This is a genomic window from Dactylosporangium sp. CA-092794 (assembly GCF_050948465.1).
Taxonomy (GTDB): Bacteria; Actinomycetota; Actinomycetes; order Mycobacteriales; family Micromonosporaceae; genus Dactylosporangium.
The window spans coordinates 12,843,264-12,869,341 of record NZ_CP192044.1; the positions used below are offsets into that span (position 1 = coordinate 12,843,264).

At 71.5% G+C, this 26,078-nt stretch carries 29 protein-coding genes; 6 read left to right on the plus strand and 23 right to left on the minus strand.

Annotated features, from left to right (window positions below):
• Positions 1 to 101 precede the first annotated feature (101 nt).
• Positions 102 to 920 carry an alpha/beta hydrolase family protein gene (locus ACQPXD_RS55700; RefSeq protein ID WP_432833249.1) on the minus strand — a complete coding sequence of 273 codons (819 nt, stop codon included), beginning with the start codon at positions 918 to 920 and terminating at the stop codon, positions 102 to 104.
• Positions 921 to 1,015: 95 nt separating this feature from the next.
• Here ACQPXD_RS55700 and ACQPXD_RS55705 point away from each other — a divergent pair, with 95 nt between their 5' ends.
• Positions 1,016 to 1,552 (plus strand): bacterial proteasome activator family protein, encoded by a 537-nt coding sequence (locus ACQPXD_RS55705; RefSeq protein WP_432833251.1) that lies wholly within the window; start codon positions 1,016 to 1,018, stop codon positions 1,550 to 1,552.
• A 540-nt stretch (positions 1,553 to 2,092) separates the two neighbouring features.
• Here ACQPXD_RS55705 and ACQPXD_RS55710 read toward each other — a convergent pair.
• The 4 genes from ACQPXD_RS55710 to ACQPXD_RS55725 form a co-directional block, all read right to left on the minus strand.
• Positions 2,093 to 2,893, minus strand: a complete 801-nt coding sequence (locus ACQPXD_RS55710; RefSeq protein WP_432833253.1) for an HAD family hydrolase — start codon at positions 2,891 to 2,893, stop codon at positions 2,093 to 2,095.
• The gene (locus ACQPXD_RS55715; protein ID WP_432833255.1) at positions 2,890 to 3,708 is read right to left on the minus strand and encodes an HAD hydrolase family protein; all 819 of its coding nucleotides are present in this window, start codon (positions 3,706 to 3,708) and stop codon (positions 2,890 to 2,892) included. Before ACQPXD_RS55715 ends, ACQPXD_RS55710 begins: the two co-directional genes overlap by 4 nt.
• Positions 3,709 to 3,841: 133 nt before the next feature.
• Positions 3,842 to 4,465, minus strand: a complete 624-nt coding sequence (locus ACQPXD_RS55720; RefSeq protein ID WP_432833257.1) for a hypothetical protein — start codon at positions 4,463 to 4,465, stop codon at positions 3,842 to 3,844.
• Positions 4,466 to 4,490: 25 nt separating this feature from the next.
• On the minus strand, positions 4,491 to 4,952 hold the full coding sequence (locus tag ACQPXD_RS55725; RefSeq protein WP_432833259.1) for a hypothetical protein: 462 nt from the start codon (positions 4,950 to 4,952) through the stop codon (positions 4,491 to 4,493).
• Between the two features lie 68 nt (positions 4,953 to 5,020).
• On the opposite strand from ACQPXD_RS55725, the gene ACQPXD_RS55730 reads away from it, so the two are divergent.
• From ACQPXD_RS55730 to ACQPXD_RS55745, 4 genes are all read left to right on the plus strand, one after another.
• The gene (locus tag ACQPXD_RS55730) at positions 5,021 to 5,446 is read left to right on the plus strand and encodes an OsmC family protein (protein WP_432833261.1); all 426 of its coding nucleotides are present in this window, start codon (positions 5,021 to 5,023) and stop codon (positions 5,444 to 5,446) included.
• Positions 5,447 to 5,499: 53 nt separating this feature from the next.
• A complete protein-coding gene (locus tag ACQPXD_RS55735; RefSeq protein ID WP_432833263.1) occupies positions 5,500 to 5,853 on the plus strand; it encodes a metallopeptidase family protein in 354 nt (117 codons plus the stop codon).
• A gap of 64 nt (positions 5,854 to 5,917) precedes the next feature.
• Positions 5,918 to 6,649, plus strand: coding sequence for an AIM24 family protein (locus ACQPXD_RS55740; protein ID WP_432833265.1), 732 nt, complete (start codon positions 5,918 to 5,920; stop codon positions 6,647 to 6,649).
• A gap of 68 nt (positions 6,650 to 6,717) precedes the next feature.
• Positions 6,718 to 7,428, plus strand: coding sequence for an AIM24 family protein (locus tag ACQPXD_RS55745; RefSeq protein ID WP_432833267.1), 711 nt, complete (start codon positions 6,718 to 6,720; stop codon positions 7,426 to 7,428).
• 32 nt (positions 7,429 to 7,460) lie between these two features.
• Here ACQPXD_RS55745 and pheA read toward each other — a convergent pair whose 3' ends face one another.
• From pheA to ACQPXD_RS55770, 5 genes are all read right to left on the minus strand, one after another.
• Entirely contained in the window at positions 7,461 to 8,405 is a 945-nt protein-coding gene (pheA, locus tag ACQPXD_RS55750; protein WP_432833269.1) for a prephenate dehydratase, read from the minus strand.
• A 14-nt stretch (positions 8,406 to 8,419) separates the two neighbouring features.
• Positions 8,420 to 8,935 carry a hypothetical protein gene (locus tag ACQPXD_RS55755; protein ID WP_432833271.1) on the minus strand — a complete coding sequence of 172 codons (516 nt, stop codon included), beginning with the start codon at positions 8,933 to 8,935 and terminating at the stop codon, positions 8,420 to 8,422.
• A gap of 36 nt (positions 8,936 to 8,971) precedes the next feature.
• On the minus strand, positions 8,972 to 9,373 hold the full coding sequence (locus tag ACQPXD_RS55760) for an ACT domain-containing protein (RefSeq protein WP_432833273.1): 402 nt from the start codon (positions 9,371 to 9,373) through the stop codon (positions 8,972 to 8,974).
• Between the two features lie 101 nt (positions 9,374 to 9,474).
• Positions 9,475 to 9,921, minus strand: a complete 447-nt coding sequence (locus ACQPXD_RS55765; protein ID WP_432833275.1) for a hypothetical protein — start codon at positions 9,919 to 9,921, stop codon at positions 9,475 to 9,477.
• 114 nt (positions 9,922 to 10,035) lie between these two features.
• Positions 10,036 to 10,737 carry a hypothetical protein gene (locus ACQPXD_RS55770; RefSeq protein WP_432833277.1) on the minus strand — a complete coding sequence of 234 codons (702 nt, stop codon included), beginning with the start codon at positions 10,735 to 10,737 and terminating at the stop codon, positions 10,036 to 10,038.
• 191 nt (positions 10,738 to 10,928) lie between these two features.
• Here ACQPXD_RS55770 and ACQPXD_RS55775 point away from each other — a divergent pair, with 191 nt between their 5' ends.
• Positions 10,929 to 12,116 (plus strand): arginine deiminase, encoded by a 1,188-nt coding sequence (locus tag ACQPXD_RS55775; RefSeq protein WP_432833279.1) that lies wholly within the window; start codon positions 10,929 to 10,931, stop codon positions 12,114 to 12,116.
• Positions 12,117 to 12,218: 102 nt separating this feature from the next.
• Here the strand turns inward: ACQPXD_RS55775 and ACQPXD_RS55780 are convergent, their stop codons facing one another.
• The 13 genes from ACQPXD_RS55780 to ACQPXD_RS55840 form a co-directional block, all read right to left on the minus strand.
• Complete coding sequence (locus ACQPXD_RS55780) at positions 12,219 to 13,106, minus strand: DUF5926 family protein (protein WP_432833281.1); 888 nt, start codon at positions 13,104 to 13,106, stop codon at positions 12,219 to 12,221.
• Positions 13,107 to 13,772: 666 nt separating this feature from the next.
• Positions 13,773 to 14,138 (minus strand): ATP-binding protein, encoded by a 366-nt coding sequence (locus ACQPXD_RS55785; RefSeq protein ID WP_432844336.1) that lies wholly within the window; start codon positions 14,136 to 14,138, stop codon positions 13,773 to 13,775.
• A gap of 40 nt (positions 14,139 to 14,178) precedes the next feature.
• Positions 14,179 to 15,654, minus strand: a complete 1,476-nt coding sequence (locus tag ACQPXD_RS55790; RefSeq protein WP_432833283.1) for an ATP-binding protein — start codon at positions 15,652 to 15,654, stop codon at positions 14,179 to 14,181.
• A 98-nt stretch (positions 15,655 to 15,752) separates the two neighbouring features.
• Positions 15,753 to 16,598: a glycerophosphodiester phosphodiesterase gene (locus tag ACQPXD_RS55795; RefSeq protein WP_432833285.1), complete on the minus strand. Its 846-nt coding sequence runs from the start codon at positions 16,596 to 16,598 to the stop codon at positions 15,753 to 15,755.
• Positions 16,579 to 16,917: a rhodanese-like domain-containing protein gene (locus ACQPXD_RS55800; RefSeq protein ID WP_432833287.1), complete on the minus strand. Its 339-nt coding sequence runs from the start codon at positions 16,915 to 16,917 to the stop codon at positions 16,579 to 16,581. Before ACQPXD_RS55800 ends, ACQPXD_RS55795 begins: the two co-directional genes overlap by 20 nt.
• Before the next feature lie 9 nt (positions 16,918 to 16,926).
• On the minus strand, positions 16,927 to 17,958 hold the full coding sequence (locus ACQPXD_RS55805; protein WP_432833289.1) for an LCP family protein: 1,032 nt from the start codon (positions 17,956 to 17,958) through the stop codon (positions 16,927 to 16,929).
• A 414-nt stretch (positions 17,959 to 18,372) separates the two neighbouring features.
• Entirely contained in the window at positions 18,373 to 19,593 is a 1,221-nt protein-coding gene (locus tag ACQPXD_RS55810) for an LCP family protein (protein ID WP_432833291.1), read from the minus strand.
• A gap of 70 nt (positions 19,594 to 19,663) precedes the next feature.
• Complete coding sequence (locus tag ACQPXD_RS55815; protein WP_432833293.1) at positions 19,664 to 20,632, minus strand: NAD-dependent epimerase/dehydratase family protein; 969 nt, start codon at positions 20,630 to 20,632, stop codon at positions 19,664 to 19,666.
• A gap of 102 nt (positions 20,633 to 20,734) precedes the next feature.
• Positions 20,735 to 22,504, minus strand: a complete 1,770-nt coding sequence (locus tag ACQPXD_RS55820) for a solute symporter family protein (RefSeq protein WP_432833295.1) — start codon at positions 22,502 to 22,504, stop codon at positions 20,735 to 20,737.
• The gene (locus ACQPXD_RS55825; RefSeq protein WP_432833297.1) at positions 22,497 to 22,859 is read right to left on the minus strand and encodes a DUF485 domain-containing protein; all 363 of its coding nucleotides are present in this window, start codon (positions 22,857 to 22,859) and stop codon (positions 22,497 to 22,499) included. Before ACQPXD_RS55825 ends, ACQPXD_RS55820 begins: the two co-directional genes overlap by 8 nt.
• 158 nt (positions 22,860 to 23,017) lie before the next feature.
• Positions 23,018 to 23,608 carry a flavin reductase family protein gene (locus ACQPXD_RS55830; protein ID WP_432833299.1) on the minus strand — a complete coding sequence of 197 codons (591 nt, stop codon included), beginning with the start codon at positions 23,606 to 23,608 and terminating at the stop codon, positions 23,018 to 23,020.
• A complete protein-coding gene (locus tag ACQPXD_RS55835; protein WP_432833301.1) occupies positions 23,547 to 25,289 on the minus strand; it encodes an ABC transporter permease in 1,743 nt (580 codons plus the stop codon). The genes ACQPXD_RS55830 and ACQPXD_RS55835 overlap by 62 nt, the downstream gene beginning before the upstream one ends.
• On the minus strand, positions 25,280 to 26,044 hold the full coding sequence (locus tag ACQPXD_RS55840; RefSeq protein ID WP_432833303.1) for an ABC transporter ATP-binding protein: 765 nt from the start codon (positions 26,042 to 26,044) through the stop codon (positions 25,280 to 25,282). Before ACQPXD_RS55840 ends, ACQPXD_RS55835 begins: the two co-directional genes overlap by 10 nt.
• Positions 26,045 to 26,078 lie beyond the last annotated feature (34 nt).

The following is a 26,078-nucleotide window of genomic DNA, read 5'->3' on the forward strand; positions in this document are numbered from 1 at the left end:
ACTGCGCGGGAGTCGACACACAGCGTGGTTGTCGGTGCTCAGCTCTCGCGAGAGCCGAGCCTACAACCCACGCTGCGTTCTACCGTCATCGCGGCGGACAGTCAATCGGCGAAGGCCGACTCACCCCTGGTCACCGTCCCGAACGCGGCGAGCACGGCGGCCCAGGCGACCGAGCGCGGATCGATCACCGCGAAGTGCTCCACGCCGGCCAGCTCCACCAGCGCGGTGTCGTCACCGGCCCGGCGCGCGGACCGGCAGTAGTCGCGGGACAGCTCCACGGGAACGATGTCGTCGTCGGCGCCGTGCACGACCACGGTCCGCACACCCGTCGGCAGGTTCTGCATGGGATCGGCCGAGGCGTAGGCCTGCGGCACGGCGCCGGGCGCCCCGCCCAGCAGGTCGGCGACGGCGCCCTCGTCGAGATGCAGCTCGTAGGCCCGGACGAGGTCGGCCACCGGCGCGAGCGCCACCACCCCGCCGATCGCGTCCGGCGCGACCGCGGCATACCACAGCGCGAGGTGTCCCCCGGCCGAGTGACCGGCCAGGATGGGCCGGTCGACCGACACCGGCAGCAGTCCCCGGTGCGCGATTTCCTTTGCCAGCAGATCTGGTACGGCCACCGCCGCGGCGGCCACATCGGAGAACGTGCCGGGCCATCCACCCCCGGACTGCCCGGTGCGGCGGAACTCGATCGTGGCCACGGCGTAGCCGCGCGCGGCCAGGTCGGCGGCGAGCGGCCCGACGTGGGAACGGTCCCACTCGGCGCGCCAGAATCCGCCGTGCACGAACAGGACGAGTGGAGCGTTCGGTACCACGGGAAGCCAGACATCCGCGACATGGTCTGGATGCTCGCCGTAGCGCAGCGTGAAGTCCGCCGGCTCCGCCGGTCGCCTCAGCACTTCCCGGGGATCGCTCGTCACCGCCAGACGTTATCGCGTCACGAAGGGTGGCAACAGGGGCCCCTCCCGACCCCCTTGGTGGGCAGCCGGGACCGCCGTACGCAAGACTAGGAGCCATGGCAGATGAGGCGCAGGACGAGTCGCGCACCGTGCTGGTCGTCGGCCCGGACGGGCGGCCGCTGGGCACGATGTCCACGGGCGAGGACGACAACGCGGAAGATCCGAGCAAGCTGATCGAGCAGCCGGCCAAGGTCATGCGCATCGGCAGCATGATCAAGCAGCTCCTCGAGGAGGTCCGCGCCGCCCCGCTGGACGAGGCCGGCCGGCAGCGGCTCAAGGAGATCCACCGCCGCTCCATCACCGAGCTGGAGGACGGCCTCGCCCCCGAGCTGCGCGAGGAGCTCGAGCGGCTGTCCCTGCCGTTCGACGACGACTCGACGCCGAGCGAGGCGGAGCTGCGGATCGCGCAGGCCCAGCTGGTCGGCTGGCTGGAGGGCCTGTTCCACGGCATCCAGGCGGCCCTGGTGGCGCAGCAGATGGCGGCGCGGGTACAGCTCGAGCAGATGCGCGGCCGGCCGGCGCTGACCGGCGGCCCGGGCAACCTGCCGGGTCAGCCGGTCCACGCGCCCACCGGCACCGGCCAGTACCTGTAAGGCGGCGGGCCCGGCCGGGCCCGCCTTCCCACTGACCGATGATCGCCCGAAAAGTCCAGCCGCTCGCAATCGGATTTTTCGCCTGACAGGGCATAAGTTCGAAAAGTCCGGACACGAAGTGTCTGGACTTTTCGCTGCACGCCGCGGGGGCAGGAAGTCTCCGCGATCATGCGCAACAGCGCATCGACACCAACGGTTTTTCATGATCGCGGAGTGCTGATGTACCCCCGTGTACCACAAGTCTCCGGGATCATGGCAAACCCGATGTCCAGTCAGCGCGGGCATCATGATCACGGAGACATACGTCCGGCCCGGCCGCGCGGATCGGCGGTCGCGCCCGGCGGGTGCGACATCCGCACCGTCCGCCCCGCCGCGCCACCCCGCGGGTCGGCGGCAATGACCGCTTGCGCCGCGCCGGTGGCCACCGACGCCCGGCCTGCGACACCCGTCGGCGGCCGTCTGACCGCTCAGCGCCCCGGCACGGCTCGGACGGCGGCGAGCATCGGACGGCGCCGCGCTTCGCGCGAGCCCGGCGGAGGCTCAGTAGTCGTAGAGGCGCGACAGGTAAGCGGCCACGCCGTCGTCCTCGTTGGTCAGGTCGGTCACCGCGCGGGCGGCCGCGCGGACCGCCGGGTGGCCGTTGGCCATCGCCACGCCGTGCCCCGCCCAGGTCAGCATCGCCAGGTCGTTGGGCATGTCGCCGAAGGCGATCACGTCGGCCGGGGACAGCGCGTGCGTGCGCGCCACCCGGGCCAGCGCCGACGCCTTCGTCACGCCCGCCGCCGAGACCTCCACCATGCCGCTGGAGGACGAGTTCGTCGCCTCGGCCAGGCCGGACAGGCAGGCGCCGACGCGGGCGGTGAACTCGTCGGGAGGCTGGGCGCCCGCGCGCACCAGGAGCTTCGCGGCGGGGCGGGTCAGCAGCTCGGCGTAGGAGGCCGGGCCGACCGACCCGTGGTCGGCCTCCCACGGGCCGACCGGGAACTCCGGCTCGTAGCGCATCTGGCGGCCGCCGTCGCGCTCGACCGCGAAGACCACGCCCGGGACCGTGGCGCGCAGGCGCGTGCAGGCCTCGGTCAGGGCGTCGGGCTCCAGCGGGGCGCTGTGGATGATCGTGTCGGTGGCCGGGTCGTAGGTCGCCGCGCCGTTGACGCAGATGGCCAGGGCGGGGACGCCCAGCTGCTCGTACACCGGGGAGATCCACCGGATCGGGCGGCCGGTGACCAGCACGATCAGCACGCCGGTGGCGTCCAGGCGGCGGAAGACCTCGACGGTGCGGGGGCTCACCGTGCGATCGTGGCGGACCAGTGTGCCATCGAGGTCGGTGGCCACCAGCTTCACAGGCTCAACATAGCTTCCAGGTACACCGCGACGCCGTCCTCGTCGTTGGTGAGCGTGGTCTCATCGGCGAGGGCGCGCAGCTGGGGGTGGGCGTTGGCCACGGCGATGCGGGCGAAGCCGGCCCAGCGGAACATCGGGATGTCGTTGGGCATGTCGCCGAAGACCAGCACGTCGCCGGGATCGATGCCGAGGGCGGTGGCCACGACCATCAGGCCGGTCGCCTTGTCGACGCCGGGCGGGCAGATCTCGATGTAGCCGAGGCCGGCCTGGGTGACGGTGGCGAGGTCCGGGGGGATCAGCCGCTGGGCGGTGGCCAGCAGGTCGTCGACGTCACACTCCGGGTGGCGGGCGAAGCCCTTGATCACCGGGCCGGTCAGGCACTCGGCGCGCACCCGGGCCTCGACGGCGTCGTAGCGCCAGTTGGGGTCGGCGTCGCCCAGCAGCGGGGCGCCGTGGTCGTCGCCGGCCTCGATGAGGACCGAGAGGGTACCGAGCTCGCGCTCCAGCCGGGTCAGGACGTCGGCCAGCACGGCGCCGTCGAGCCGCTCGTCGCGCAGCACGACCGGATGGTCGGGGTCGCGCACGTCCAGCACCCGGCTGCCGCCGCCCATGACCAGGAACTCCGCGGCCGGGATGTCCATCCGCACCAGCTCGGTCAGGCGCGGGCCGCGGCCGGTCGCGCCGACGACGTGGATGCCGGCCGCGCGGGCCCGCTCGAACACGTCGTGGGTGAAGTCGCTGACAGTCTCGTCGCTGCGCACGAGGGTGCCGTCGAGGTCCGTCGCGATGAGTTTGGGAAGTCCTGAACCGCGCATCTGCTGCTCCTTTCTCACCCGGGTCCGGTCCGGCGACGAACGCCGGCCGGGCCGCCCGGGCGCCGAGCGGGCAGCAACCGTACCTCCCGGAGCCCCACCGGTGACAGGCTGCGAGTAAAACTCGACCGAACGTTTACTGGAACGTCGGCGGTACGGGGGTCACGGTGAGCTCGAGCGGCTCGCCGCTGCCGGGCTCCTGATCGCGGCGGCGCGGCCGCGGCAGCGAGAGGCCGCCGAGCGGGCCGCGGACCGCCAGCACGAGGGCGACGGCGAGCATCAGGTCGGCCGCGAACGCCAGCAGGTACCCCGAGCCGAGCTTCGAAGCCGGCAGCAGCTCGGCTATGCGAAACGTCACGTCCGCGGTGCCCAGGCTTGCAGCACCGGCGTGCACCCCGGCCAGCACGATGAGATTGGCCGCGAGCAGGCCGGCGGTCAGGCCGCCGGCGACCCGGCGCACGGTGCCGGTCGCGGACAGCACCACGCCCAGCGCCGCCAGCCCGAACGCGAGGGTGACCAGGTAGATGGCGACGTGGGCGGCACTGAGGTAGGTCAGCGGCACCTCGAAGGTCTGCTCGCCGGACGGGCGGTCGAGTTCGGAGCCGGTGACGTCGAACGTGGCCCAGGGCAGGTACTGTCCGGCCACGGCCAGGCCGAAGGCGATCGCGGCGCACCCGAGCGCGAAGACGTTCGGGCGCGGCCGGGGCGGCGTCTCCGGCGCTACCGGGGCCTCTTGGAACGGCACGAGCTCCTCGGGCATACGCGAATGGTAAAGCGCGCAGGTGTCAGCCGGACGACACGCGACGGGCCCGGCCGATGGCCAGCAGGCCGCAGGCGAAGCCGAGCAGCGGCAGCGACGCGAGCCCGAGCCATCCGCCGGCCGCGACGGCGGTCTCGGCGACCCGCCCGGGGCCGCTCGGGCTGCCCTCGAAGGTAGTGATGAGTTCCACACCGACGATCGCGGTCGCCAGGGACAGGATCGGCCCGGCCACCCCGGCGAGCTTGCGTCCTTGGCCGGTACCCATGGCCGCGGCGCCGAGCACGGCGAAGAGGGTGAGCAGCAGCGTGACGTACCACAGACCAAGCCCGAGATCGAGCACGGTGACGGTCTCGACGTGCCGCTCCGCCCGGCGGCCGGTGCCGACGACGACCAGCTGCGACAGCCACGGCACGAACATGGAGGCGAGACCGCTGAGCAGGCCGAACCCGGCCAGCCAGGCACCGACCCGCACCAATGTGCGCTGCATGAACATGCTCCCCTCGAGTCTGCCGTGCGCGTCCCACGGGGGACACGCGATGGGCTAGCGTCTGGTTCATGCCAACTCGCACTTCATCCGCCCGCTGGGAGGGAGACCTCCGGTCCGGCTCCGGCACGGTCGCCACCGGTTCGGGCACGTTCCAGGGCAACTACTCGTTCCCGTCGCGCTTCGAGGAGGGCAAGGGCACCAACCCCGAGGAGCTGGTCGCCGCGGCCCACGCCGCCTGCTACTCGATGGCGCTCTCCAACGGCCTGGCCAAGGCCGGCTTCACTCCGACCTCCGTCGAGACCTCCGCGGCCGTGCACTTCGGCGCGGTGGACGGCGGCTTCGCGATCACCCGCATCGACCTGACCACCCGCGGCGACGTGCCCGGCATCGACGCCGCCGAGTTCGAGAAGCAGGCGCAGGACGCCAAGGCCGGCTGCCCGATCTCCAAGGCGCTCGCGGCCGTCGAGATCACGCTCGACGCCCAGCTCGTCTGACGTTCCACCAATCGTTGTTGAGAGGGTTCCCGTTTTCGGGGACCCTCTTTCGCATGCCGGTAAGGATGAGCAAGGAGCGGTTCGAGGAACTCGTCGGTGAGGCGCTCGACGAGGTACCGCCAGAGCTGCTCGACCTCATGGACAACGTGGTGATCCTGGTCGTCGACGACGCGCCGCCGGACGATCCGGACCTGCTCGGGCTCTATGAGGGCCACGCGCTGACCGAGCGCGGCTGGGACTATGCGGGCGTGCTGCCCGACCGGATCTCGATCTACCGCAACCCCACCCTCGCGATCTGCGACGATGAGGACGACGTGGTCGAGGAGGTGGCGATCACGGTCGTCCACGAGATCGCCCACCATTTCGGCATCTCCGATGCGCGCCTGCACGCGCTGGGCTGGGACTGAGGTTGCGCGAACCATCTACCGTCACTGTGCGGTTTCAGCAATGTCTTTTGAAGGGACGACCACGATGCGCAGTGCGCTGTTCGCCGCCGAAAACATGGAGAAGGAGTCGCAACAGCCCGGACTGCGGTTGCAGAACTCGAAGCTGCTCAAGGCCGAGCTGAACGGGGAGGTCATGGCCCGCACCGGGACCATGGTGGCCTACCAGGGCCAGGTTCAGTTCCAGGCGCTCGGCTCGGGCGGCATGGGCAAGTGGCTCAAGCAGAAGTTCACCGGCGAGGGCGTCCCGCTGATGAAGGTGTCCGGCCGCGGCGACGTGTTCTTCGCCGACCGCGCCTCCGACGTGCACCTCATCGACCTCGAGCCGGGCGACGCGATCTCGATCAACGGGTCGAACGTGCTCGCCTTCGACTCGACGCTGCAGTACGACATCAAAATGGTGCAGGGGATGGGCATGCTGTCCTCGGCGGGCCTGTTCAACTGCGTGTTCACCGGCCACGGGCGGCTCGCGATCACCACGAAGGGCACGCCGGTCGTGCTCACCGTCGACCAGCCGACCTACGTCGACCCGCAGGCCGCGATCTGCTGGTCGGCGAGCCTGCAGACCGGCTACCACCGCGCGGAGCAGCTCGGCCTCGGCACGCTGATCGGCCGCCGCACCGGCGAGGCGTTCACGATGAGCTTCGCCGGTCAGGGATTCGTCGTCGTCCAGCCCTCCGAGGAGCCGGCGCACGGCCTGGCCGGCGGCCAGGCCCAGCAGCAGCAGAGCGGCGGCCTGCTCGGCGGCCTGCTCGACTGATCAAGCCTTGGTAACGGGCCTGCCACGCGCCGGTGGCGGGCCCGTTATCGTTCGCTACGCTGCGGGTCGTGCGCGGTGACATTTTCAAACCCGAGAATATGGCCCAGCCGCCGACCCAGGCGGGGATGAGCCTGCAACACTCCAAGTGCGTCAAGTACGCCGTCAACGGCGAGGTGCTCGCCCGCCAGGGCGCCATGGTCGCCTTCCGCGGCAACCTGGCCTTCGAGGTGAAGAGCCAGGGCGTCGGCAACTTCCTCAAGCGCGCGGTGACGGGCGAGGGCGTGTCGCTGATGAGCGTCCGCGGCCAGGGCGAGGTCTGGTTCGCCTCGGGCGCCGCCGACTGCTTCATCCTCGACCTGGAGCCCAACGACGCGCTGTCCATCAACGGGCGCAACGTCATCTGCTTCGACCCGACGCTGCGCTACGACATCCAGATGGTCCGCGGCGCCGGCATGTTCGGCGGCGGCCTGTTCAACTGCGTCTTCACCGGCCAGGGGCGGCTCGCCATCGTCTCCGAGGGCGCGCCGATCGTGATCCCGGTGACCCCGCAGGCGCCGGTGTGCGTGGACACGGACGCGGTCGTCGGCTGGTCGAGCAGCCTGCAGACGACGATCCAGAAGAACCAGAGCCTCAAGTCGATGCTGCGCGGCGGCTCGGGCGAGCTGTTCCAGCTGGCGCTGCAGGGCCAGGGCTTCGTGATCGTGCAGCCCAGCGAGGGCAAGCCGGCGCCGGCCCAGCAGAGCAGCGGCGGCGGCCTGCTCGGCGCCCTCAGCGGCTGACCCTCACCCCGTCACAGCTTCAGAAAAACCCGTCAGGCCGTCTCGCCGGCGCGGATCCTGGCCAGCCAGGCGGCCGCGCCGGCGAAGTCCTCGTCGGCCAGGCCCGGCGCCCGGCGCGGCGGCGGGTCGCCGTGCGTGGCCCGCGGATACGAGCCGAGGAAGCGAACGTCGGCGCAGATGCGGTGCAGGCCCTGCAGCGCCTCGCCCATCTGCGCGTCGGCGACGTGGCCGCCGCAGTCGAGGAAGAAGACGTAGCGCCCCAGCCGCTCGCCGGTCGGCCGCGACTCGATGCGCGTGAGGTTGACGCCGCGCACCGACAGCTCGGTGAGCACGGACAGCAGCGCTCCGACGCGGTCGTGTGCGATGTACACGGCGAGGGTGGTCAGGTCGTCGCCGGTCGGCGGGGGCGGCGGCCCGGGCCGGGACACCAGCGCGAAGCGGGTCATCGCGTCGGGGTTGTCGGCGATGTCCTTGGCCAGCACGTGCAGGCGGTAGCGGCTCGCGCCGATCTCGGCGCAGACCGCCGCGTCGAACTCGCCCTCGGCCGCCGCGATCGCGGCCGCCGCGTTGGACAGCACGTCGACGACGGCGGCGCCCGGGACGTGCGCGCGCAGCCACCGGCGGCATTGAGCACCGGCCTGCGGGTGAGCGGCGACGGATCGTACCGAATCCAGGGGTTTGTTGTCCTTGGCGGCGAGGACGAACTGGACGGGCAGTACCACCTCGCGGGTGATCATCAGCGGATCGCCGCCGGCCAGCTCGTCGAGCGTCACGCCGACCTGGCCGCCGATCGAGTTCTCCAGCGGCACGAGCGCCGCGTCGGCCTCGCCGTTGCGGAGCGCGTCGAGGGCCTCGGGCACGCTGCGGGCCGGGGTCAGCACGCCGCGGTCGGCGGCGGGGACGGTCTTGAGCGCCTGCTCCGAGAAGGTGCCCTCCGGCCCCAGGTATACGAAACGCGTCGGTGGCACACCAGGCATGCCACCCAGCGTAGTCAGCACTCGACGGCGGCCAGCAGGGCGGTGGGTGCGGTCGCGCGCACCTCGACGGTGCACGGGTCGGTACCGGCGGTGACGACGCTCAGCGCCGCCGGATCACCCTTGGTGATCACCCGCAGCGGCTCCCGGCCGGTGACGGTGAGCACGGTGTACTGCCAGATGCCGGCGCAGACCGGCTGCTTCTGCACGCTCACGCCGTTGCCGGCGGGCAGGTGGGCGTTCCAGTGCCGGACCGCGGCGATCACCTGCTCCCCGCTCGGGCGGCCGTTGCAGTAGGTGACATACGCCTCGGAAAACCCGCTCGGGCTCGGCGACGCACTGCGGCTCGGCGAGGCGCTCGGGCTCGGCCCGGTGACCGGCGCGCTCGGCGTCGTCTCCGGCACCGGAACCAGCGGCTCCTGGCTGAGGCGGGTGATCTCCGGCGGGGGCGGCGCCGCATCGGTGGAATGCCGGCAGGCGCTCAGCAGACATCCAAGGCTGACGATCGCAAGCACGGTGGCCGCGGTTCGCATTGGCCCATCGTAGGAGCGCTCCGGGGCGGCCGGAAGTCAGGTGGTGACCCGATGACCCGCCGCACTCAACGCGGCCATCGCTTCATTGAGGCGTACTGCGGGAACGAGCAGATAATCCGTGTCGTAGGTGGAGAACGCGAAGATGTTGACCCGCGCGTCGGCAAGCGGCGACACGATCGAGGCAAGGACGCCCGTCAATGCCAGCTGGACCGGGCCGGCGACCCGCAGGCAGCGCCAGGGCGTCTCGACGGTGGCCCCCTCGGGCACGCGCTCGGCCGGGCAGAGGATCGAGACCTCCTCCGGCGTCCAGGTCACCGAGATGACCTCGCTGCCGCCCCGGCCGCTCACGCCGGCCTCGGCGAGCCCGGCGGGCAGCGTCGAACCGGCCGGGAGCCGGCAGATCGCGTAGTCGCCCGGCAGCAGCGCAAGGTCCAACATGACAAGGAGCGTAAGGCCCGAACGCGCACAGTGGTTGCGTGCGTGACGACGGTAACTCCGTATTGACGGACTTTCGCCCCTGCGAGGGGCGTCGCGGCGCCTCAGACCAGCGAGAAGAACGTCAGCGAGCCCACCACCGTGTCCTTGTCGGTCAGCGGCGTCGCGATGGCGTCGAAGGTGCACGGGCCGCTGGCGCACCGGATCCGCACCAGGCCCCGGGCGAGCCGGTTGGACGACAGGGCCAGCAGCGGGGGCATCCGGGCGACCTCGACCTGATCGAGGGCGTCGCCGTCGCCGAAGTCGAGCAGGTGCACCACGTCGTCGTCGAGCAGGCGCCGGTTGACCGGCGACTCGGTGACGCCGAGCATCAGCTCGAACGACTCCGACATCGCCACCACCACCCGCTGCGCGTCGATCACGAGGCAGGGCTCGGCGGCGCCGTCGACGGTCGCGCCCCAGCGCTCGAGGGCCGACTCCGCCGGATCGGCGGAGCGGGCCTGGACGCGGGGCCCGTTGGGGTCGATGGAGAACTCGACGTGCTGCGCCACAGCGCCTCCTCAGGCACCGGTCGTGCGGTTGCCGGACGTGCGGCTGATAGCACGCCGAGGTGCATCGGCCCGATCGTGAGTCATCGTCGCGTCGCTTCCGGCCACGCCGAAAGGCTACTCCGCGTGACCCCGCTTGTCAGTGCCGACCTGCTCGCCGTCCGGGTACCAGCGGTAGTCCTCGGCGAGGTGGTCGTAGTCCGGCGTGTACCAGGTCGTCGGGTGCACGGCCAGGGCATACACCTTGTCGACGGTCTCCGCGGCGAGCCGCTGGCCGCGGGCGTTGAGCACCCGGGGCAGCTCGTGGTAGGCGGTGACCAGACAGCCCTTGGGCACACCGTAGAAGCTGATCCGCCCGGTGCCGGCGAAGGCGAGCACCGGCATGACCGGGATCGAGACGCCGGCGCTACGGGAGAGCGCCTCGGCGGCGGCCCGGGCCTCGCGGCGGGCCTCCTCGACATACCGCGGCCGCTTGCCGTTGATCTGGACCACGTCGCCGGCGAAGGAGACCCGGTTGCGGCCGTGGTCCTTCACCGTCACGGCGAACACGCCGCCCGGGCCGACCGCGAGGAAGCTCGAGCGCTCCAGGCCGCCGAGCTCGCGCAGGTCCAGCACGTGCCAGGCATCGCCGAGGTGGCCGATGAGCGTGCCGACGCGACGGTAGAGGCGGCTGTGGGCCGCTTCCTCCCGGCGCGTCTCGCGCTCCGCCCGTCGGGATCGAACCCAGTCGATGGGTGTGAGCCGGCCGGCGTCAACGATGACGCGCTGCTCGTAGCCTTCGGGCTGCGATTCCTGACCGTTGTACAGCACGTCGGTCATGTCGCACACCTCCGATGTCGCCGCTTCGGTTGCGTGTGTGTTCCAACACCGTACGTGAACGAACGACCACGGTGTATGACCCGAAGCCGGAATGACATGGAATGACTGGGATGAATGCCACATTCACGGCGCCGCATGAATTTCACATGGCGACAACCGGGGGACGGCGGCTCCCCCGATAGGCTGACCCAATGAGTGTCGACGACGAGGTCGGACGCCTGGTCACGGTGCTGTTACACCGGCCCGGAGCGGAGCTGGCGCGCCTCACCCCGCGCAACAACGACTCCCTGCTGTTCGACGGCATCCCGTGGGTCGGCCGGGCACAGGAGGAGCACGACATCTTCGCCGGGGCGCTGCGCTCCCACGGCGTCGAGGTGCTCTACGTCGCCGACCTCCTCGCCGAGACGCTCGCCGTGGCGGCGGCCCGGGCCGAGGTCACCGCCGCGGTCCTGGCGGACGTCCGGCTCGGCGACACCCTGCGCGGCCACCTCGGCGCGCACCTGGCCGGGCTGTCGCCGGCGGAGCTCGCCACGACCCTGATCGCCGGGCTGTCGCGGGCCGAGCTGCGGGGCGGCTCCGGACTGGTGCACGCGCTCATGGAGCCGGGCGACTTCGTGATCGACCCGCTGCCCAACCTGCTGTTCACGCGGGACTCATCGGTGTGGATCGGCGACCGTGTGGCGGTCACGAGCCTGGCGATGCCGGCCCGCCGGCGCGAGACCACGCTGACGGATGCGATCTACCGCCACCATCCTCGCTTCGGGGGTACGAAGCTGTTGTACGACCCCGCGCTGGAGCACCTGGAGGGCGGCGACGTGCTGCTGCTCGCCCCGGGCGTGCTCGCGGTCGGCGTCGGCGAGCGCACCCGCCCGTCCGGCGCGGAGCGGCTCGCCCAGCGCTGCTTCGACGCCGGGCTCGCGCACACGGTCCTGGTCGTGCCGATCGCGCAGCAGCGGGCGACGATGCACCTCGACACCGTGTGCACGATGGTCGACGTCGATGCGGTGGTGATGTACCCCAACGTCGCCAGCAGCCTGCGCGCCTGGACCCTGACGGCGTCGTCGTGCAGCGGCCCGGCGCCGTTCCTGGGCGCGGCCGCGTCCGCGATGGGCATCGACACCCTGCGGGTCATCGACACCGGCCTGGACCCGGTCACGGCCGAGCGGGAGCAGTGGGACGACGGCAACAACACGCTGGCGATCGCGCCACGGTTGTGTGTGGCGTACGAGCGCAACATCGAGACCAACGCCCAGCTGGAGGCCAACGGGATCGAGGTCATCCGGATCCCGGGCTCCGAGCTGGGCTCGGGCAGGGGCGGACCGCGCTGCATGTCCGCCCCGATCGCCCGGGCTCTTCCGGATATGTCCGCCACTCCGTGACGGACATATCCGACATTTCGGTTATGCGCGGTTGTGCATGCCGCGCGGTCGCGCTCGCCGCGCGGTTAAGCGTTCTGCGCGGTTAAGCGTTCTGGCGGCTTGTCAGCGCAGGGGCTGGAGGCGGCCGATCAGGCCCTGCTTGCTGCGGCGCTCGGCCGGGGTGAGGGGCTCGGCGACGGCCAGCGCCTCGGAGTACCGCTTGGCGAACTCCGACACCGGCACCTCCCACGCCTCCGCCTCGACCTCCAGCGGCAGGTCCCAGACCGGCGCGAGCAGCCCGTGCGCCCGGAACATCCCGGCGAACTTGGTGTGCTCGCCGAGCAGCAGCCCGCCGCCGGCCGACAGCCGCGACAGCGCGTCGAGCGCGCGGTCCTCGTCGTCGCCGAGCACCAGGCGGACGTGGGAGCGGTCGGTCACCCGGCACCAGTAGGTGGCCGGGGCGGCGGCCAGCTTGACGGTCGGGAAGATGCTCGCGTTGGCCCGCTCGAGCGAGGCGCGCACGTTCGGGTCGTCGGTGGCTCCCGCGTCGAGCCAGAAGTCGAACCCGGCGTGCACCGTGATGTCGAGCGGCGCGTTCTCGATCACGTCCTGGAGGCGGTCGCCGACGCCGGGCAGCGCGGGGATGTCGACGCTCTGGCCGGGCGGGGTCTCCAGCGCGCACTGCAGCGCGACGGCCAGGTCCCGGGACACGTCCCCGGACTGCACGTGCCGCTGCAGGCCGATCAGCACGCGCCCGTCGGGCTTCGTCATGGCCGGCCAGGCCATCGGCAGCACGGTCGCGAGGGTCACGGCCCGGTCGCCGTACTTCTCGGCGAACGCGGGCGCCAGCTTCAGGGGCGCCGAGGCGGCCGGCACCAGCTCGCGCAGGGCGATCCACTCCGGCTCGTCGGCGAGGCCTTCGAACGGCCGGCCGACGTACACGTCACGGATCTTCTCGCGCTTCTCGCCGCCGGCGGCGCGGCCACGGGGGGTTTTCGCACGCTTGCTCACGGCGATCCAGCCTAGGCGCTCACGCACCGCAAGGACCGCACACCACGACCAACCGGCGCGTCACTCACCCGCCCCGGCTGTGCATTACGGACATTTCCGAAATATCCCCCGGCCCGGCCAGGCGCCGCGACCAAAACACTCCGCGATCATGCACACGACCACCCGAACACCACCGCTTCGCCATGATCACGGAGACATACGGTACACGGGTGTACATTTTGACTCCACGATCATGAAAAACCGTTGGTGCACACAGCGGGTCAAGCATGATCACGGAGACTTCTCGTCGCTTCCGGTGGCAGGGGCGAGGGCGACCAGTGGCGGCGGAGCGGGCGGCCGGCGGCGGGGGCGTGGGGCGGCCAATGGCGGCGCGGGCGGCGCGGGCGCGCGGGCGGCGACGGGGTAAGTGGCACAGCGGGGCGACCCGGGCAGGGCCAGTGAGGCCGAGCGCGACGCGAGGTGAGTCGACGGCCGGGCCAGGCGCTGCTGGCCAGCAGCGATCGCGGCGGGCCACCAACAGCGACGGCGCGAACCGGCCCAAGGCGTGCGGGTGGCCCAAGGCGCGTGGATGGCCCAGGGCGCGTGGGTGGCGATCGGCTGGCGGCGGGAGGGCCGGGCCGGCGGGGCGGGGCGGGGCGGGGCGGGGCGAGGTCGGCTAAAAGCGGGTCAGAGGGTGGCCCAGACGCACTGGCCCAGGCCGTCGCGCTCCACGCCCCAGCCCGTCGACAACGCCGCCACGATGGTCAGGCCACGGCCGTCCACGGCGTCGGGGGCGGCGACCCGCAGCTGTGGCCCCGCCGGTGAGCCGCCGTCCGTCACGCGGATCTCCAGGGTGTTGTCCGGCAGCAGGCGCCACGCCACGCGGATCACGTCGCCCGGCAAGGGGGCGGCGTGGCGGACCGCGTTGCCGACCAGCTCGGCGGCGATGGCGATCGCGTCGTCCAGGCGGTCGGGCGAGATCAAGGCGTCGAGCTCGTCGGCGAGCCGGTGCCGGGCCACGTGTGCGCCGCGGGCGTGGTGCGGCACCACCACGCACCAGGCGCGCGGCTCCGCGACTGTTGTTGACACGCTCTCAAGCCTCCCCGGGGCCATCGGCGTCAGCTCGGGGCAGTCGCACCTCGGCGACGGTCCCTCCCCCTCGACGTGGTCGCAATGATACCCATCCATGTTGGCGCTCGACGATTCTGCGTACCAGGTACAGGCCCAGGCCCACGCCGCCCCCGGTGCGCTGGTCGCCGGCCTCCTGCTGCCAGAAGCGGTCGAAGGCGCGCTCGACGTGCTCGGGCTGGATGCCGATCCCGCGGTCGGAGACGCGGAACCAGACGGTCTGCGGGTCGGCGCCGGCCGTCAGCTCGATCTGTACCCAATTCGGGCTGTATTTACCCGCATTGGTCACCAATTCCGCCAGTACCGTCACCAGGCTGGCCCGATCGCCCCTGGTCTTGGGCAGTGTGGCGGGCAGCGACACGGTCAGCGACCGGCGCTGCTCGGCGTTGAGCTCGTCCACCGCGGCGCTGAGCGACTCGACCAGGTCGAACGGCAGCAGAGTGGCCGACTCGACCGACGAGCCGTCGTCGCCGACCGCGTTGAGCAGCCGGTCGACGAGGCGGCTGAGCTCGCGGGCGCGCTGCCCGACGACGGTGATCGCCTCGCGCCGGTCCTCCTGGGACAGTGACTCCCAGTGGTCGACGAGCGTGTCGGAGTACCCCCGGATCACCGTGATCGGCGTGCGCAGCGCGTGGCCGGTCAGCGCGATGAACAGGTCGCGGCCGTCGGTCGGCTGCTCCGGCCGGGCGCGGAAGGACACCGCCAGGTCGTCGCGGCCGGGCACCCGGGCGGCGCGGATCTCGATCACGGTGCCGCTGGCCAGCCGGTGCTCGACCGTCTCGTCGCCGGTGGGCAGCGGGAACGGCCACCGCTGGCCGATCGCGGCCTCGGCCGGGCGGGCGGTGAGCAGCGCGGCGGGCGGGTTCCAGGTGCGCACCCGCAGGTCGGGGCCGAGCAGCGCGAAGGGCTCGGCGGCGGGCGGGGCGGCCGGGTCCTCGCTGTAGACGGGCAGGCCGCGGCCGAGACCGTACTGCAGCGCCACGAACGAGGCCAGGAAGCCCAGGGCCGCGCGCTGCTGCTCGTCGGCGGCGCCCTCGGCGTCGGGGTAGCTGACCGCGAGCACGCCGACCCCGGCCCCGGCGGCGGTCGCCTCGGCGGCCATGATGCGGTGCAGGTCACCGCCGTCCGGCTGCGGGCCGCTCGACATGCCGATGAGGCTGCTCGGCAGCTCGCGGACCCGGGAGCCGTACTGCAGCAGCCCCCGCACGGTCGGGTGGATCAGGTCGATCGGCCGGCCCAGCGACCAGCCGAGGTCGCCCGCGACCGCGACGACCCGGCCGCTGTCGTGCGCATACTCGATGAAGGCCGCACCCGTCGCACCGGTGGCCGCGGCGGCCACCTCGACGGTGCGCTGCAGGCCGGTGAGTCCGCCGCCGCCCGAGTTGAGCTCCTCGGCAACCTCGGCGAGACCGCCGAAGATCAGCGGACCAGCATCGACCATGGTGCGAGTCTGCCTCGCCGGGGTGGTGCTTGGAAAGGTTGTCGACAAAAGTTGCCAGGCTCTTGATTCAGTCGCACATGGGGTCCGTCGCAACGGGTTCAGTCGCGAAGTCCTAATTCGCGCAGGCGCTCGATCACGTAGGCGGGCCGGTCGGAGATGATGCCGTCGACGCGGAGCTTGACCACGAGGTCGACCTCGTCCGGCTCGTTCACCGTCCAGACGTACACCGAATGCCCCCGCCGATGCAGCCGCTCCACCAGCTCCGGGGCGGCCCGCAGCAGCTGCACCCCGGGCCCGCCGACGGTACTGCCCGGCGGCAGCCACCCGATGCGGCTCGGCACCGACCAGACGTCGATGAGCATGACGGTCGGCAGCACCGGCGCCTGCTGGCGCACCCGGCGGATGGCACCGGAGGAGAACGACATCACGCTCACCTGCAGGGGGCGGTCCGGATCGGGCGCGTCCAGGCCGTACCGCCGCAGCAACTTGAGCAGCGCGAGCTCGACCGCCCCGCCGTAGCGCACGGGATGCTTGGTCTCGATGAGCAGCCGGATCGGCCGGCCGGCGTCGGTCGCGACACCCAGCAGCCGGTCCAGCGTCAGCACCTTGGCCCGCCAGCGGTCGTCGACCCGGTAGCGGTCGATGATGAGCTCGTCGGGCGAGTCGGGCAGGTCGGCCCGCCAGGAGGCGAAGTCGAACCGGTCGAGCTCGGCGAGCGTCTGGGTGCTGACCCGGCCGCGGCCGTCGCTGGTGCGGTCGATCCGGGAGTCGTGCAGGCACACCAGGTGCCCGTCGCGGGTCAGCCGGACGTCACACTCGAGACCGTCGGCGCCTTCCTCGATGGCCAGCAGATATGCGTCGAGGGTGTGCTCGGCGTGCCGGCGCGACGAGCCGCGGTGCGCGAACACCAGCGGCCGGCCGGGCTCAGACGACCCGGGGAGCACCGCCGTCCTCGCTCACCATGGGGCGGCCGGCCGCCTCCCAGCTCTGCATGCCCCCGTCGACGTTGACCACGCGGTCCCGCCCGTTGCTCATCAGAAAGCCGACGACCCGGGCCGAGCGGCCGCCGACCCGGCACACCACGTAGACGTCCCGGTCCTCGGGGATCTCCTCGATCCGGGCCGGGATCTGCATCATCGGCACGTGCACCGCGCCCGGCGCGTGCCCGGCCGCCCACTCGTCGTCCTCGCGCACGTCGAGCAGGTAGGCGTCGTCGGTGATGTCGCCGACCGTGGCGGTCGGGATGGAGGGTTGCCTGAACACCGGACCAGGCTACATGTGGTTGACCCAGGTCGGGTTCTCGACCGCCCAGGAGTCCAGCAGGTCGTCGCGGATCGCCGTGTAGAGCGCGTCGGCCTCGGGCAGGGCGATCACGTAGGAGATCCCGCCGAGGTCCTGCGGCTCCGAGGGGACCTGCAGGCCGATCAGGTTGTCGGGGCTCACGTTGCGCAGCGCGAACATCAGGTCGGCCAGCGACACGCCGTTGGTGTCGACGGTGAGCGCCTGGCCGATCGCGCGGATGAACTTGTCGGCCGCGATCGGGTTGGTGGTGAGCCCCTGCTCCTTGGCCTCGGTGAGCATCGCCCGGATGAACTTCTGCTGGTTCTTCTGCCGGTCGTAGTCGCCGTTGGGCAGGCTCTTGCGCTGCCGAACGAGGTCGAGCGCCTGATACGACTCGAGGTGGTGGCAGCCGGGCTCGTAGACGGCCGGGTGGCCGCCGTCCTCGGGCGAGAGGTAGTTGCCCTGGTCGTCCCAGCCGAGGTGGATCGAGGTCACCTTCTGGTCGATGCACATGTCGACGCCGCCGAGCAGGTCGACGGCGGTCTTGAAGCCGTCGAAGTTGACGATCGCGGCGCCGTCGAACTGGATGCCGATCAGGTCGTGCAGCGTCTCGGAGAGCAGCTGCACGCCGCCCTCGGCGCCGCCGCCGTACTGGAACGCGCCGTTGATCTTCTCGTGCGACGAGTACCTGCGGCCGGCCGGCTCGAACGCCGGGATCTTCACCCGCAGGTCGCGCGGGATGGACAGCAGATAGGCCCGGTCCATCGTCGCGGGGATGTGCAGGATGATGATCGAGTCGGAGCGCTGGCCGTCGTCGGGGGCGAAGTCCTTGAAATCGGATCCGAGCAGCAGGAAGTTGAGCGGGCCCTCGATGTCGCGGTGCCGGGTCTCGTCGGGGTTGCCGGCCCGGGCGTTGTCGCCGAGCAGGTTGCGCTGGCTGATGCTGGCGGTGTAGCGCTGGTTGAGGACGTTGACGCCGGCGACCGCGGTGCCGGAGAGCACCACGATCAGCGCACCGAACACGATCAGCAGCCGCGCCCAGATGGGATCGCGCCCCGGCAGCTTGGCCTTTTTGCCCCGGGCCTTGCCGGAAGGCGTTTTACCGGAAGAATCCGGAAACTTGGGGACATCGCGACTTTCCGGGCTATTCTGGACCGGGCCAGAAGCGACGGAATCATCGGCAGAGCCGTCAATGCCATCGAGCTCGTCCTGCATCTGCTGCCCCCGAGCCGCCCGCCGCACGTCGGCGGTAATCCATCCGAGTCTACGTTCATGGCGACCAAGCTGTGCGCCGACGGGCCCGGCACCGGCCCGGCGCAACCGCCGCCAATCAGGCGATTTCTACTCGGTACTAGCCCTATGGGCAATGAGACCTATGCAACAGCCCGGCCATGCAACCTCCGCGAGGAGGCGACATGCCCGGGCTCGTCCCATTTGTCACTTGGATTTGGTACTAGCCTTCGCCGACGGCGCCGTCGACGGCTTCGGCCCGCTGGTCGCCATCCAGTCCGCCATCTTGTCGTTGCGGACGGCGTCGTAGAGCGCGGTCGCCTTCTCCTTGTCCGGCACCACCACGTCCTCGCCGCCGATCTTCTTGCTGCCGTCGTTCGGGCTGACCATGAACGTCAGGTCGTCGCTGCGCAGGTTGCGGAACTGCAGCGCCATGTCGGCCAGGGAGAAGTCCTTGTCGACGGTCATCGCCTTGGTGATCGCCTTGAGGAAGGAGTTGAGCTTCGCCGGGTTGGACACCGTGCCGGAGCTGACCGCCTTGTCCAGGATGGCCTTCATCATCTCCTGCTGGTGCCGCATGCGGGCGAAGTCGCCGTCGGGGAACTGGTAGCGCTGCCGCGCGTAGTCCAGCGCCTCGTCGCCGTTGAGGTGGTTCATGCCCTTGTTGAAGTGCCGCTTCGGCGGGTGGATCGAGGTGATGTCCTTCTCGACGTTCATGTCGATGCCGCCGAGGGCGTCGATCACCTGCTTGAAGCCGCCGAAGTCGATGAGCAGCACGTGGTCCATCCGGACGTTGGTGTACTCCTCGATCGTCTGCACCGTCAGCGGCGTGCCGCCCCACGAGAACGACGCGTTGAGCTTGGCGTTGGTGTTGCCGTACGGCGTCGTCTTGCTCTTGGGGATGTGCACGTAGAGGTCGCGGGGCATGGAGATCAGGTAGGCGTGCTGGTGGTCGGCCGGGATGTGCAGCAGGATCATCGTGTCCGTGCGCCACTCGCCGGGCTTGCCCTTGTTGTCCGGGTCGCGGGAGTCGCTGCCGAGCAGCAGGATGTTCAGCGCGCCGTCCACCACCTTCGGCGGGCGGCCGTCGGTGATCTGCGAGAACGGGTCGTCGCGGTTGAGGCCGGAGTCGACGTACTTGTAGTAGATGAAGCCGCCGAGGCCGGCGAGCAGGGCGAGGACGAGGACCAGGCAGCCGAGGACCAGGGCGATGCGGCCCCAGCGCGGGCGAATCTTCTTGCGCCCGGAGTACTCCCCGCCGTTGCCCGGGGTGCGGGCCGACGACCGCCCGTACACGCCAGGCGCGGCGGGGCTGGTCGGGGCGTTGGCCGCGGAGACGCGGGCCCGGGCGCCCGACGTCGGTGCGAGCGCGCCGGGCACCGAGGCCCGACCCGAGGACGGGCCGCGTGATGCAGGCGTGGTGGGCATAACACCACGATACGAAGCCCATGCCGTCGCGCCACGTAACCGCGACGGGCGCGGCACGAACCCGGGAGAGTCAGCGGTTGCGGAAATAGGCCACCGTGCGGGCCAGGCCCTCCTGCGGACCCACGACCGGCTCGTATCCGAGCAGCTCACGCGCCTTGCTCAGGTCGGGGCGGCGGCGCTCCGGGTCGTCGGCGGTGCGGGCCACCAGCGCCACGCGGGAGGAACTGTCGCATAGCCGCACGATCGACTCGGCCAGCTCAAGCATGGTCATCTCGTGCTCGGTGCCGCAGTTGATCGGCCCGGTCTCGGTGGAGTCGAGCAGCAGCAGGATGCCCCGGACGAGGTCGGAGACGAAGGTGATCGAGCGGGTCTGGGTGCCGGTGCCGTGGACCGTGATCGGCTCGCCGCGCAACGCCTGCATGATGAACGTCGGGATGGCGCGCCCGTCGTCGGGGCGCATGCGCTCGCCGTAGGTGTTGAAGATCCGCACGATGCCGACGTCGGCGCCGCGGCCGCGGTGGTAGCCCATGACGGCCGCCTCAGAGAACCGCTTGGACTCGTCGTAGACACTGCGGATGCCGATCGGGTTGACGTTGCCCCAGTAGGTCTCCGGCTGCGGGTGGACCAGCGGGTCGCCGTAGGCCTCCGAGGTGGAGGCCATGATGAACCGCGCGCCGTCGGCGACGGCCCGGTCCAGCAGCTGCAGCGTGGCCACCGAGCCGACGCGCAGGATCTCCACGGGCATGTCGGCGAAGTCGGTCGGGCTGGCCGGCGAGGCGAAGTGCAGGATCGCGTCGAACCGCCCGGCGAGCGCCTCGACCGCCGGCAGCGGCTCGGTGACGTCGGCCTCGACCAGCGTGAACCGCGGGTGATCCTGCAGGTGCGCGACGTTGTCCTTGCTGCCGGTGAGGAAGTTGTCGACGGCGACGACCCGGGCGCCCCGGGCGATGAGGGCATCGGCGAGGTGTGAGCCGACGAAGCCGGCCCCACCGGTCAGAAGGATGCGATGTCCTTCACCGTAACGCTGCGCAACGACCATGCGGGACAGCCTAGCGTGTTCGTGCGCCGGGCCCGGGGGCAGATACGCCCCCGGAACCCGGCGCGGCCGGGATGATGACGGGTGGTGCTTGAGTGATACTCGTCAGTGCGCGCCGGCGCCGGTCAGCGACCTGGCTTCCAGCTCGCTGTACTTGTCCGGGTCCCGTTCCTTGCTGGTCAGAGCCCCGAGCGCGGCGAAGATGAACCCGATCGGGATCGAGATCAAGCCCGGGTTCTCCAGCGGGATCGGCGCCGCCGTCGTGCAGCTGAACAGCGCCGTGGCGTTGGAGACCTGCTTGGAGTCCGCGGGCACGCCGCACTCCTTGGCCTGCGCCGCGGTCAGCGTCGCCGGGGTGCGCGCGTCACTGACCCCGCCCCAGGCGATCGGGCTGAGCAGCACCACGCCGACGGCGGCGATGAGCCCGGCATAGATGCCCCAGGTCGCGCCGCGGGTGTTGAACCGCTTCCAGAACAGCGAGAAGAGGATCGCCGGCAGGTTCGCCGACGCGGCGATCGCGAACGCCAGCGCCACCAGGAAGGCGACGTTGAGGTTGCGGGCGAAGATGCCGAGCACGATGGCGACCGCGCCGATGACGAAGGCCGCGTACCGCGCGACGATCACCTCCTGCCGCTCGCTGGTCTCGCCCCGGCGGATCACGTTGGCGTAGAGGTCGTGCGCCAGCGAGGACGACGAGGCCAGGGTGAGCCCGGCGACCACGGCCAGGATGGTGGCGAAGGCGACCGCGGCGATGATCGCGAGCAGCAGCGAGCCGCCGAAGTCGCCGCCGAGGTACCTTCGGCCGAGTTCCTGGGCCAGTTGCGGGGCCGCGGTGTTGCCGGCCGGGTCCTGCGCGACGATCGCCGAGCGGCCGACCAGCGCCGCCGCGCCGAAGCCCAGGGCCAGCGTCATCAGGTAGAACGCGCCGATGAGGCCGATCGCCCAGACGACGCTGCGGCGGGCCGCCCTGGCGTTGGGCACGGTGTAGAAGCGGATCAGGATGTGCGGCAGGCCCGCGGTGCCGAGCACCAGGGCCAGGCCCAGCGAGATCAGGTCGAGCTTGCTGGTCAGCGTCGCCGTGGCGTTGTTCGCGAACTCCCGGCCGTACCGCAGGCCCGGCTGCAGGAACGCCTCCGGCGGCGTGCGGCCGGACTTCGCCGCGGCCTCCCCGAGCAGGCTGGAGAGGTTGAACTTGAACGCGGCGAGCACCATCAGGGTGAGCACCAGCGCGCCGATCATCAGCATGAACGCCTTGACGATCTGCACGTAGGTGGTGCCCTTCATGCCGCCGACCGTCACGTAGACGATCATCAGCACGCCGATGAGCGCGATCGTCACGATCTTCGCCGTCTCGGCGCTCATGCCGGCGAACGTGTCGCCCGCCTTGATGCCCAGCAGCAGCGCGACCAGCGCGCCGGCGCCGACCATCTGGGCCAGCAGGTAGAAGATCGAGACGATGATCGTGGAGATGCTGCCGGCGGTGCGCACCGGCGCCTGGCGCATGCGGAAGGCCAGCACGTCGGCCATGGTGTACCGGCCGGAGTTGCGCATCAGCTCGGCGACCAGCAGCAGCGCGACCAGCCAGGCGACCAGGAAGCCGATGCTGTAGAGGAAGCCGTCGTAGCCGTTGAGCGCGATGATGCCGGCGATACCGAGGAAGCTCGCCGCCGACATGTAGTCGCCGCCGATCGCCAGGCCGTTCTGGAAGCCGCTGAACGAGCGCCCACCGGCGTAGAAGTCGGCGGCGCTGCGGGTCTGCCGGCTGGCCCAGACCGTGATGGCGAGGGTGACGCCGACCAGGATCACGAACAGGGTGAGCGTCAGGGTGCGCTGGGTGCCGACCGATACGGCGGCGAGGTACACGGGCTCAGGCATCGCCGTCCCCTTCCGTGGCGGTGTCCTCGATCTTGGCGCGCAGGTCGTCGGCGAGCGGGTCGAGGTTGCGGTCCGCGTAGCGCACGTAGAGCCATGCGATGAGGAACGTGGAGACGAACTGCAGCAGCCCGAAGATGAGCGCGATATTGATGTGGCCCACGACCTTGGTGCTCATGAAGTCGCGGGCGTATGCGGAGAGCAGGACGTAGAGCGCGTACCAGAGAAGGAATGCGACGGAAACCGGGAACACGAAGCGGCGCAGGGCGCGGCGCAGCGTGTCGAACTCCGGCGTGCGGGCGACGGCGACGTAGCGGTTCTCGCCGGTCTCCGCAGGGGCCGGGGTCTCGGTGCTCATAGGATCACCACCTGCCGATGGGGTGCGGGTAAACCGGCACGCTAAGAACCCGGCAGGCATCAATACAGATCGCTTCGCGGCAGCGGTACCGCATCTGCGCCGAACGGCGGGGACGGTGCGCCGAGTGACACCCGTCACACCGTTTACCGGCGAGGCGGTTACCGGCGATACCGCCCGCGCTCGTGGACCAGCGGCTCGGATCCGTCGACCAGCTCGACCCGCTCGATCGTCGCCTCGACGAGCAGCGACCACCCCTTCGGCTCGGCGCCCACCAGCCGGCAGCCGGCCCAGGAGCGGCCGCGCGGCACCGGCCCCCACTCGGTGCGCTCCCACTCGCCCGTCGCGAACAGACCGCCCGGCGCCGGCATCAGCCCGGCGAACCGGTCGGCGAGCTGCCGGTCGTCCGCGGCGAGCAGGCTGACCGCGAACCGCCCGCTCGCCTCGGCGGCCGCCCACAGGTCGCTCTCCTCGTCGACCAGGCCGAGGACCCGGCCGGGCTCGCCGTCGGCGACGAGCATCGACGACACGGTGAGGCCCTGCTCGCCGCGCGGGCCGCTGCCGGCGGTCCACAGCGTGACGGCGGCCGGCAGCCGCCCGCGCAGCCGCCGCACGGGCGACTTCAGCTCGTCCGGCGTGGCGAACGGGTCGGAGGCGTGGATGCTCACGCGCTCCATATTGTCAGGATTGTCAGGCGCGCCTCGGCGTGATGGCCGTGAGCACCTCGGGCGCGCGGCGCTCCAGCAGGCCACCGGCCACCCGGGTGCCCACCCACGCCAGGGTGAGGCCCCAGGCGACGCCGATCGGCAGCAGCACCCAGGTCAGGGCGCCGGGCAGCAGGCTGAAGAGGATCGGCAGCGGCGCCGCCAGCGCCCAGGTGACGATCATGCTGACGAACGACAGGAAGCCCTTCGCGCTGCCCCGCCCGCTGTTCATCGCGAACGGGTTGCTCGTGTCCGGCATCGGGTAGGGCGCGAGCACCGAGGTGACGCCGGCCGCGCCGACCGAGATGCCGAACGCGGCCAGGCCCACGCCGAGCGCGGCCGGCAGCTGGTCGACGTGGCCGCTGAAGATCGACACGGCCACGGTGCCGGCGGTGAGCAGCGGGAAGGTGAGCAGCCCGACGGCCAGCGCACGGGCGGCCAGCTCGAGCTGGCCGGGCACGGCGGTGAGCATGTGCAGCGCGTAGGCGGTGCCGTCGTTGCCGAACTGGTTGACCAGCACCAGGCCGATGAAGGCGCCGGCGAAGGTCAGCGAGTAGACCAGCGCGCCCTTGCTCAACCCGGTGTTCTGGCTGCTGCTCGCGCTGAAGGTGAACGCGAACGGCACCACCACCGAGGTGGCCAGCAGCGAGATCAGGCTCGCCCGCCGGCGGGGGTCGCGCAGCCAGTACCGCATCTCGCGGGACAGCAGGCCGGTGAACCGGCTCGGCCGCAGGAACCGCACCGGCCGCGGGATGAACGCGCGGACCGGGCTCTGCCCGGTGTCGCCGCGGCGGGCGGCGCCGGGGCCGGCCGCGGCGCCGACCATCGCCGACTCGATCGTGCGCAGCCACCACCACAGCAGCAGCGCGACGCCGGCCACGCCGATGAGCAGCCGGACGAAGACCAGCGCCCAGTTGCCGTCGAGGGCGTCGACGTAGGCGACGTACGGCGCGGCGAGCGGCGTCCAGGACAGCACCTCGCCGACCAGCGTGGCCTGCCGCGACTCCCCCCGCTGCAGCAGCGCCACGATGAGCTGGACGAGCGGGTTGCAGGAGACGCCCAGCAGCGCGATGAGCAGCGCGGCCAGGTCGCGCACCCGCCGGGAGCGCAGCATCCGGGAGAACGCGCTGGTCACCGCCCGGCTGGCGGCGATGCAGACGCACATGCCCACGAGCGCGCCGAGCACCGCCACGAGCGCCGGCCCGGGCCCTCCCGTCACCGCGGCGCCCAGGACCGAGCCGAGCGTGGCGAGCAGCGTGACGATCGGCGGGATGCCGAAGCAGGCGGCGGCGAGCATGCCGAGCACCAGCGTGCGGCGGGGTATGGGCAGCAGCGCGAAGCGGGCCGGGTCGAGGGTCTCGTCGACACCGAAGAACAGCAGCGGGATGAAGATCCAGGCGAGCACGACCGCGGCGCCGGCGAACGCGGCGACGGTCGGGCGGAGGTGGTCGCCGGCCAGGCTGCTGCCGGCGAACGCGCCGAAGCCGAGCAGCGCGGCGCACAGGCCGAACACCGCACCGACAATGAACATGATCAGCCGGGAGTACCGGCCGAGCCGCCGAGCCGAGCCCTCGGTCGGGCCGGGCCGCCCCGGCCGCAGCGTGTTGCGCAGGATCCGCAGCTTGAGCCGCACGAAGTAGGAGACCCGGGGCCGCCCGGCCGGCACCGGCGCCGCGACCGCGGCGGGGGCCGGGCGCTGCTGGGGGATGTGCGGGGGCGTCACAGCCACGACAGCTCCGCGCCGGTCGCCACCCGGCCGCCGACCACGTCGACGAACACGTCCTCCAGCTCGCGGCCGCCGCGCACCTCGTCGGTCGTGCCGACCACCTTGATCCGGCCCTCGGCGAGGATCGCGATGTGCGTGCACAGGCGCTCGACGACGGCCATCACGTGGCTGGAGAAGATCACGGTGCCGCCGTTGTGCACGTAGCGGTTGAGGATGTCGCGGATGAGCGCGCCGGAGACCGGGTCGACGGCCTCGAACGGCTCGTCGAGGACCAGCAGGCGCGGGGCGTGCAGCATCGCGCAGGCCAGGCCGATCTTCTTCTTCATGCCGGCGGAGTAGTCGACCACCAGCGTGCGGCCGGCGTCGGCCAGGCCGAGCACGTCGAGCAGCTCGGCGGCGCGCGCGTCGACCACGTCCTGCGGCAGGCCGCGCAGCAGGCCGGTGTAGGCCAGCAGCTCGCTGCCGGAGAGCCGGTCGAACATGCGGGCCGAGTCGGGCAGCGCGCCGAGGCGCCGCTTGGCCTCGACCGGGTCCGACCAGACGTCGTGGCCGAGGACGTAGGCGTGGCCGGCGTCGGGGCGCAGCAGCCCCACGGCCATCGACAAGGAGGTGGTCTTGCCGGCGCCGTTCGGCCCGAGCAGGCCGAAGAAGGAGCCGGTCGGCACGTCGAGGTCGACCCCGGCGACCGCGACCTTGTCGTCGAAGTGCTTGGTGAGCCCCCGCAGCGCGAGAGCCGGACCCGGCTCGCGATCTGTCACATTCTGAACGTAGGTCACGCTGTCCACTCCCGCC

Coding starts and splice junctions, on each gene's coding strand:
- ACQPXD_RS55760 (WP_432833273.1), bottom strand. CDS start 9,373: ATGTTGGACCTTGCGCTGCTGCCGGGCGACTACGCGATCTGCCGGCTC.
- ACQPXD_RS55735 (WP_432833263.1), top strand. CDS start 5,500: ATGCCGGTAAGGATGAGCAAGGAGCGGTTCGAGGAACTCGTCGGTGAG.
- ACQPXD_RS55790 (WP_432833283.1), bottom strand. CDS start 15,654: ATGGTCGATGCTGGTCCGCTGATCTTCGGCGGTCTCGCCGAGGTTGCC.
- ACQPXD_RS55770 (WP_432833277.1), bottom strand. CDS start 10,737: ATGACCGACGTGCTGTACAACGGTCAGGAATCGCAGCCCGAAGGCTAC.
- ACQPXD_RS55730 (WP_432833261.1), top strand. CDS start 5,021: ATGCCAACTCGCACTTCATCCGCCCGCTGGGAGGGAGACCTCCGGTCC.
- ACQPXD_RS55820 (WP_432833295.1), bottom strand. CDS start 22,504: ATGCCTGAGCCCGTGTACCTCGCCGCCGTATCGGTCGGCACCCAGCGC.
- ACQPXD_RS55725 (WP_432833259.1), bottom strand. CDS start 4,952: ATGCAGCGCACATTGGTGCGGGTCGGTGCCTGGCTGGCCGGGTTCGGC.
- ACQPXD_RS55775 (WP_432833279.1), top strand. CDS start 10,929: ATGAGTGTCGACGACGAGGTCGGACGCCTGGTCACGGTGCTGTTACAC.
- ACQPXD_RS55740 (WP_432833265.1), top strand. CDS start 5,918: ATGCGCAGTGCGCTGTTCGCCGCCGAAAACATGGAGAAGGAGTCGCAA.
- ACQPXD_RS55755 (WP_432833271.1), bottom strand. CDS start 8,935: ATGCGAACCGCGGCCACCGTGCTTGCGATCGTCAGCCTTGGATGTCTG.
- ACQPXD_RS55705 (WP_432833251.1), top strand. CDS start 1,016: ATGGCAGATGAGGCGCAGGACGAGTCGCGCACCGTGCTGGTCGTCGGC.
- ACQPXD_RS55815 (WP_432833293.1), bottom strand. CDS start 20,632: ATGGTCGTTGCGCAGCGTTACGGTGAAGGACATCGCATCCTTCTGACC.
- pheA (WP_432833269.1), bottom strand. CDS start 8,405: ATGCCTGGTGTGCCACCGACGCGTTTCGTATACCTGGGGCCGGAGGGC.
- ACQPXD_RS55810 (WP_432833291.1), bottom strand. CDS start 19,593: ATGCCCACCACGCCTGCATCACGCGGCCCGTCCTCGGGTCGGGCCTCG.
- ACQPXD_RS55825 (WP_432833297.1), bottom strand. CDS start 22,859: ATGAGCACCGAGACCCCGGCCCCTGCGGAGACCGGCGAGAACCGCTAC.
- ACQPXD_RS55715 (WP_432833255.1), bottom strand. CDS start 3,708: ATGCGCGGTTCAGGACTTCCCAAACTCATCGCGACGGACCTCGACGGC.
- ACQPXD_RS55720 (WP_432833257.1), bottom strand. CDS start 4,465: ATGCCCGAGGAGCTCGTGCCGTTCCAAGAGGCCCCGGTAGCGCCGGAG.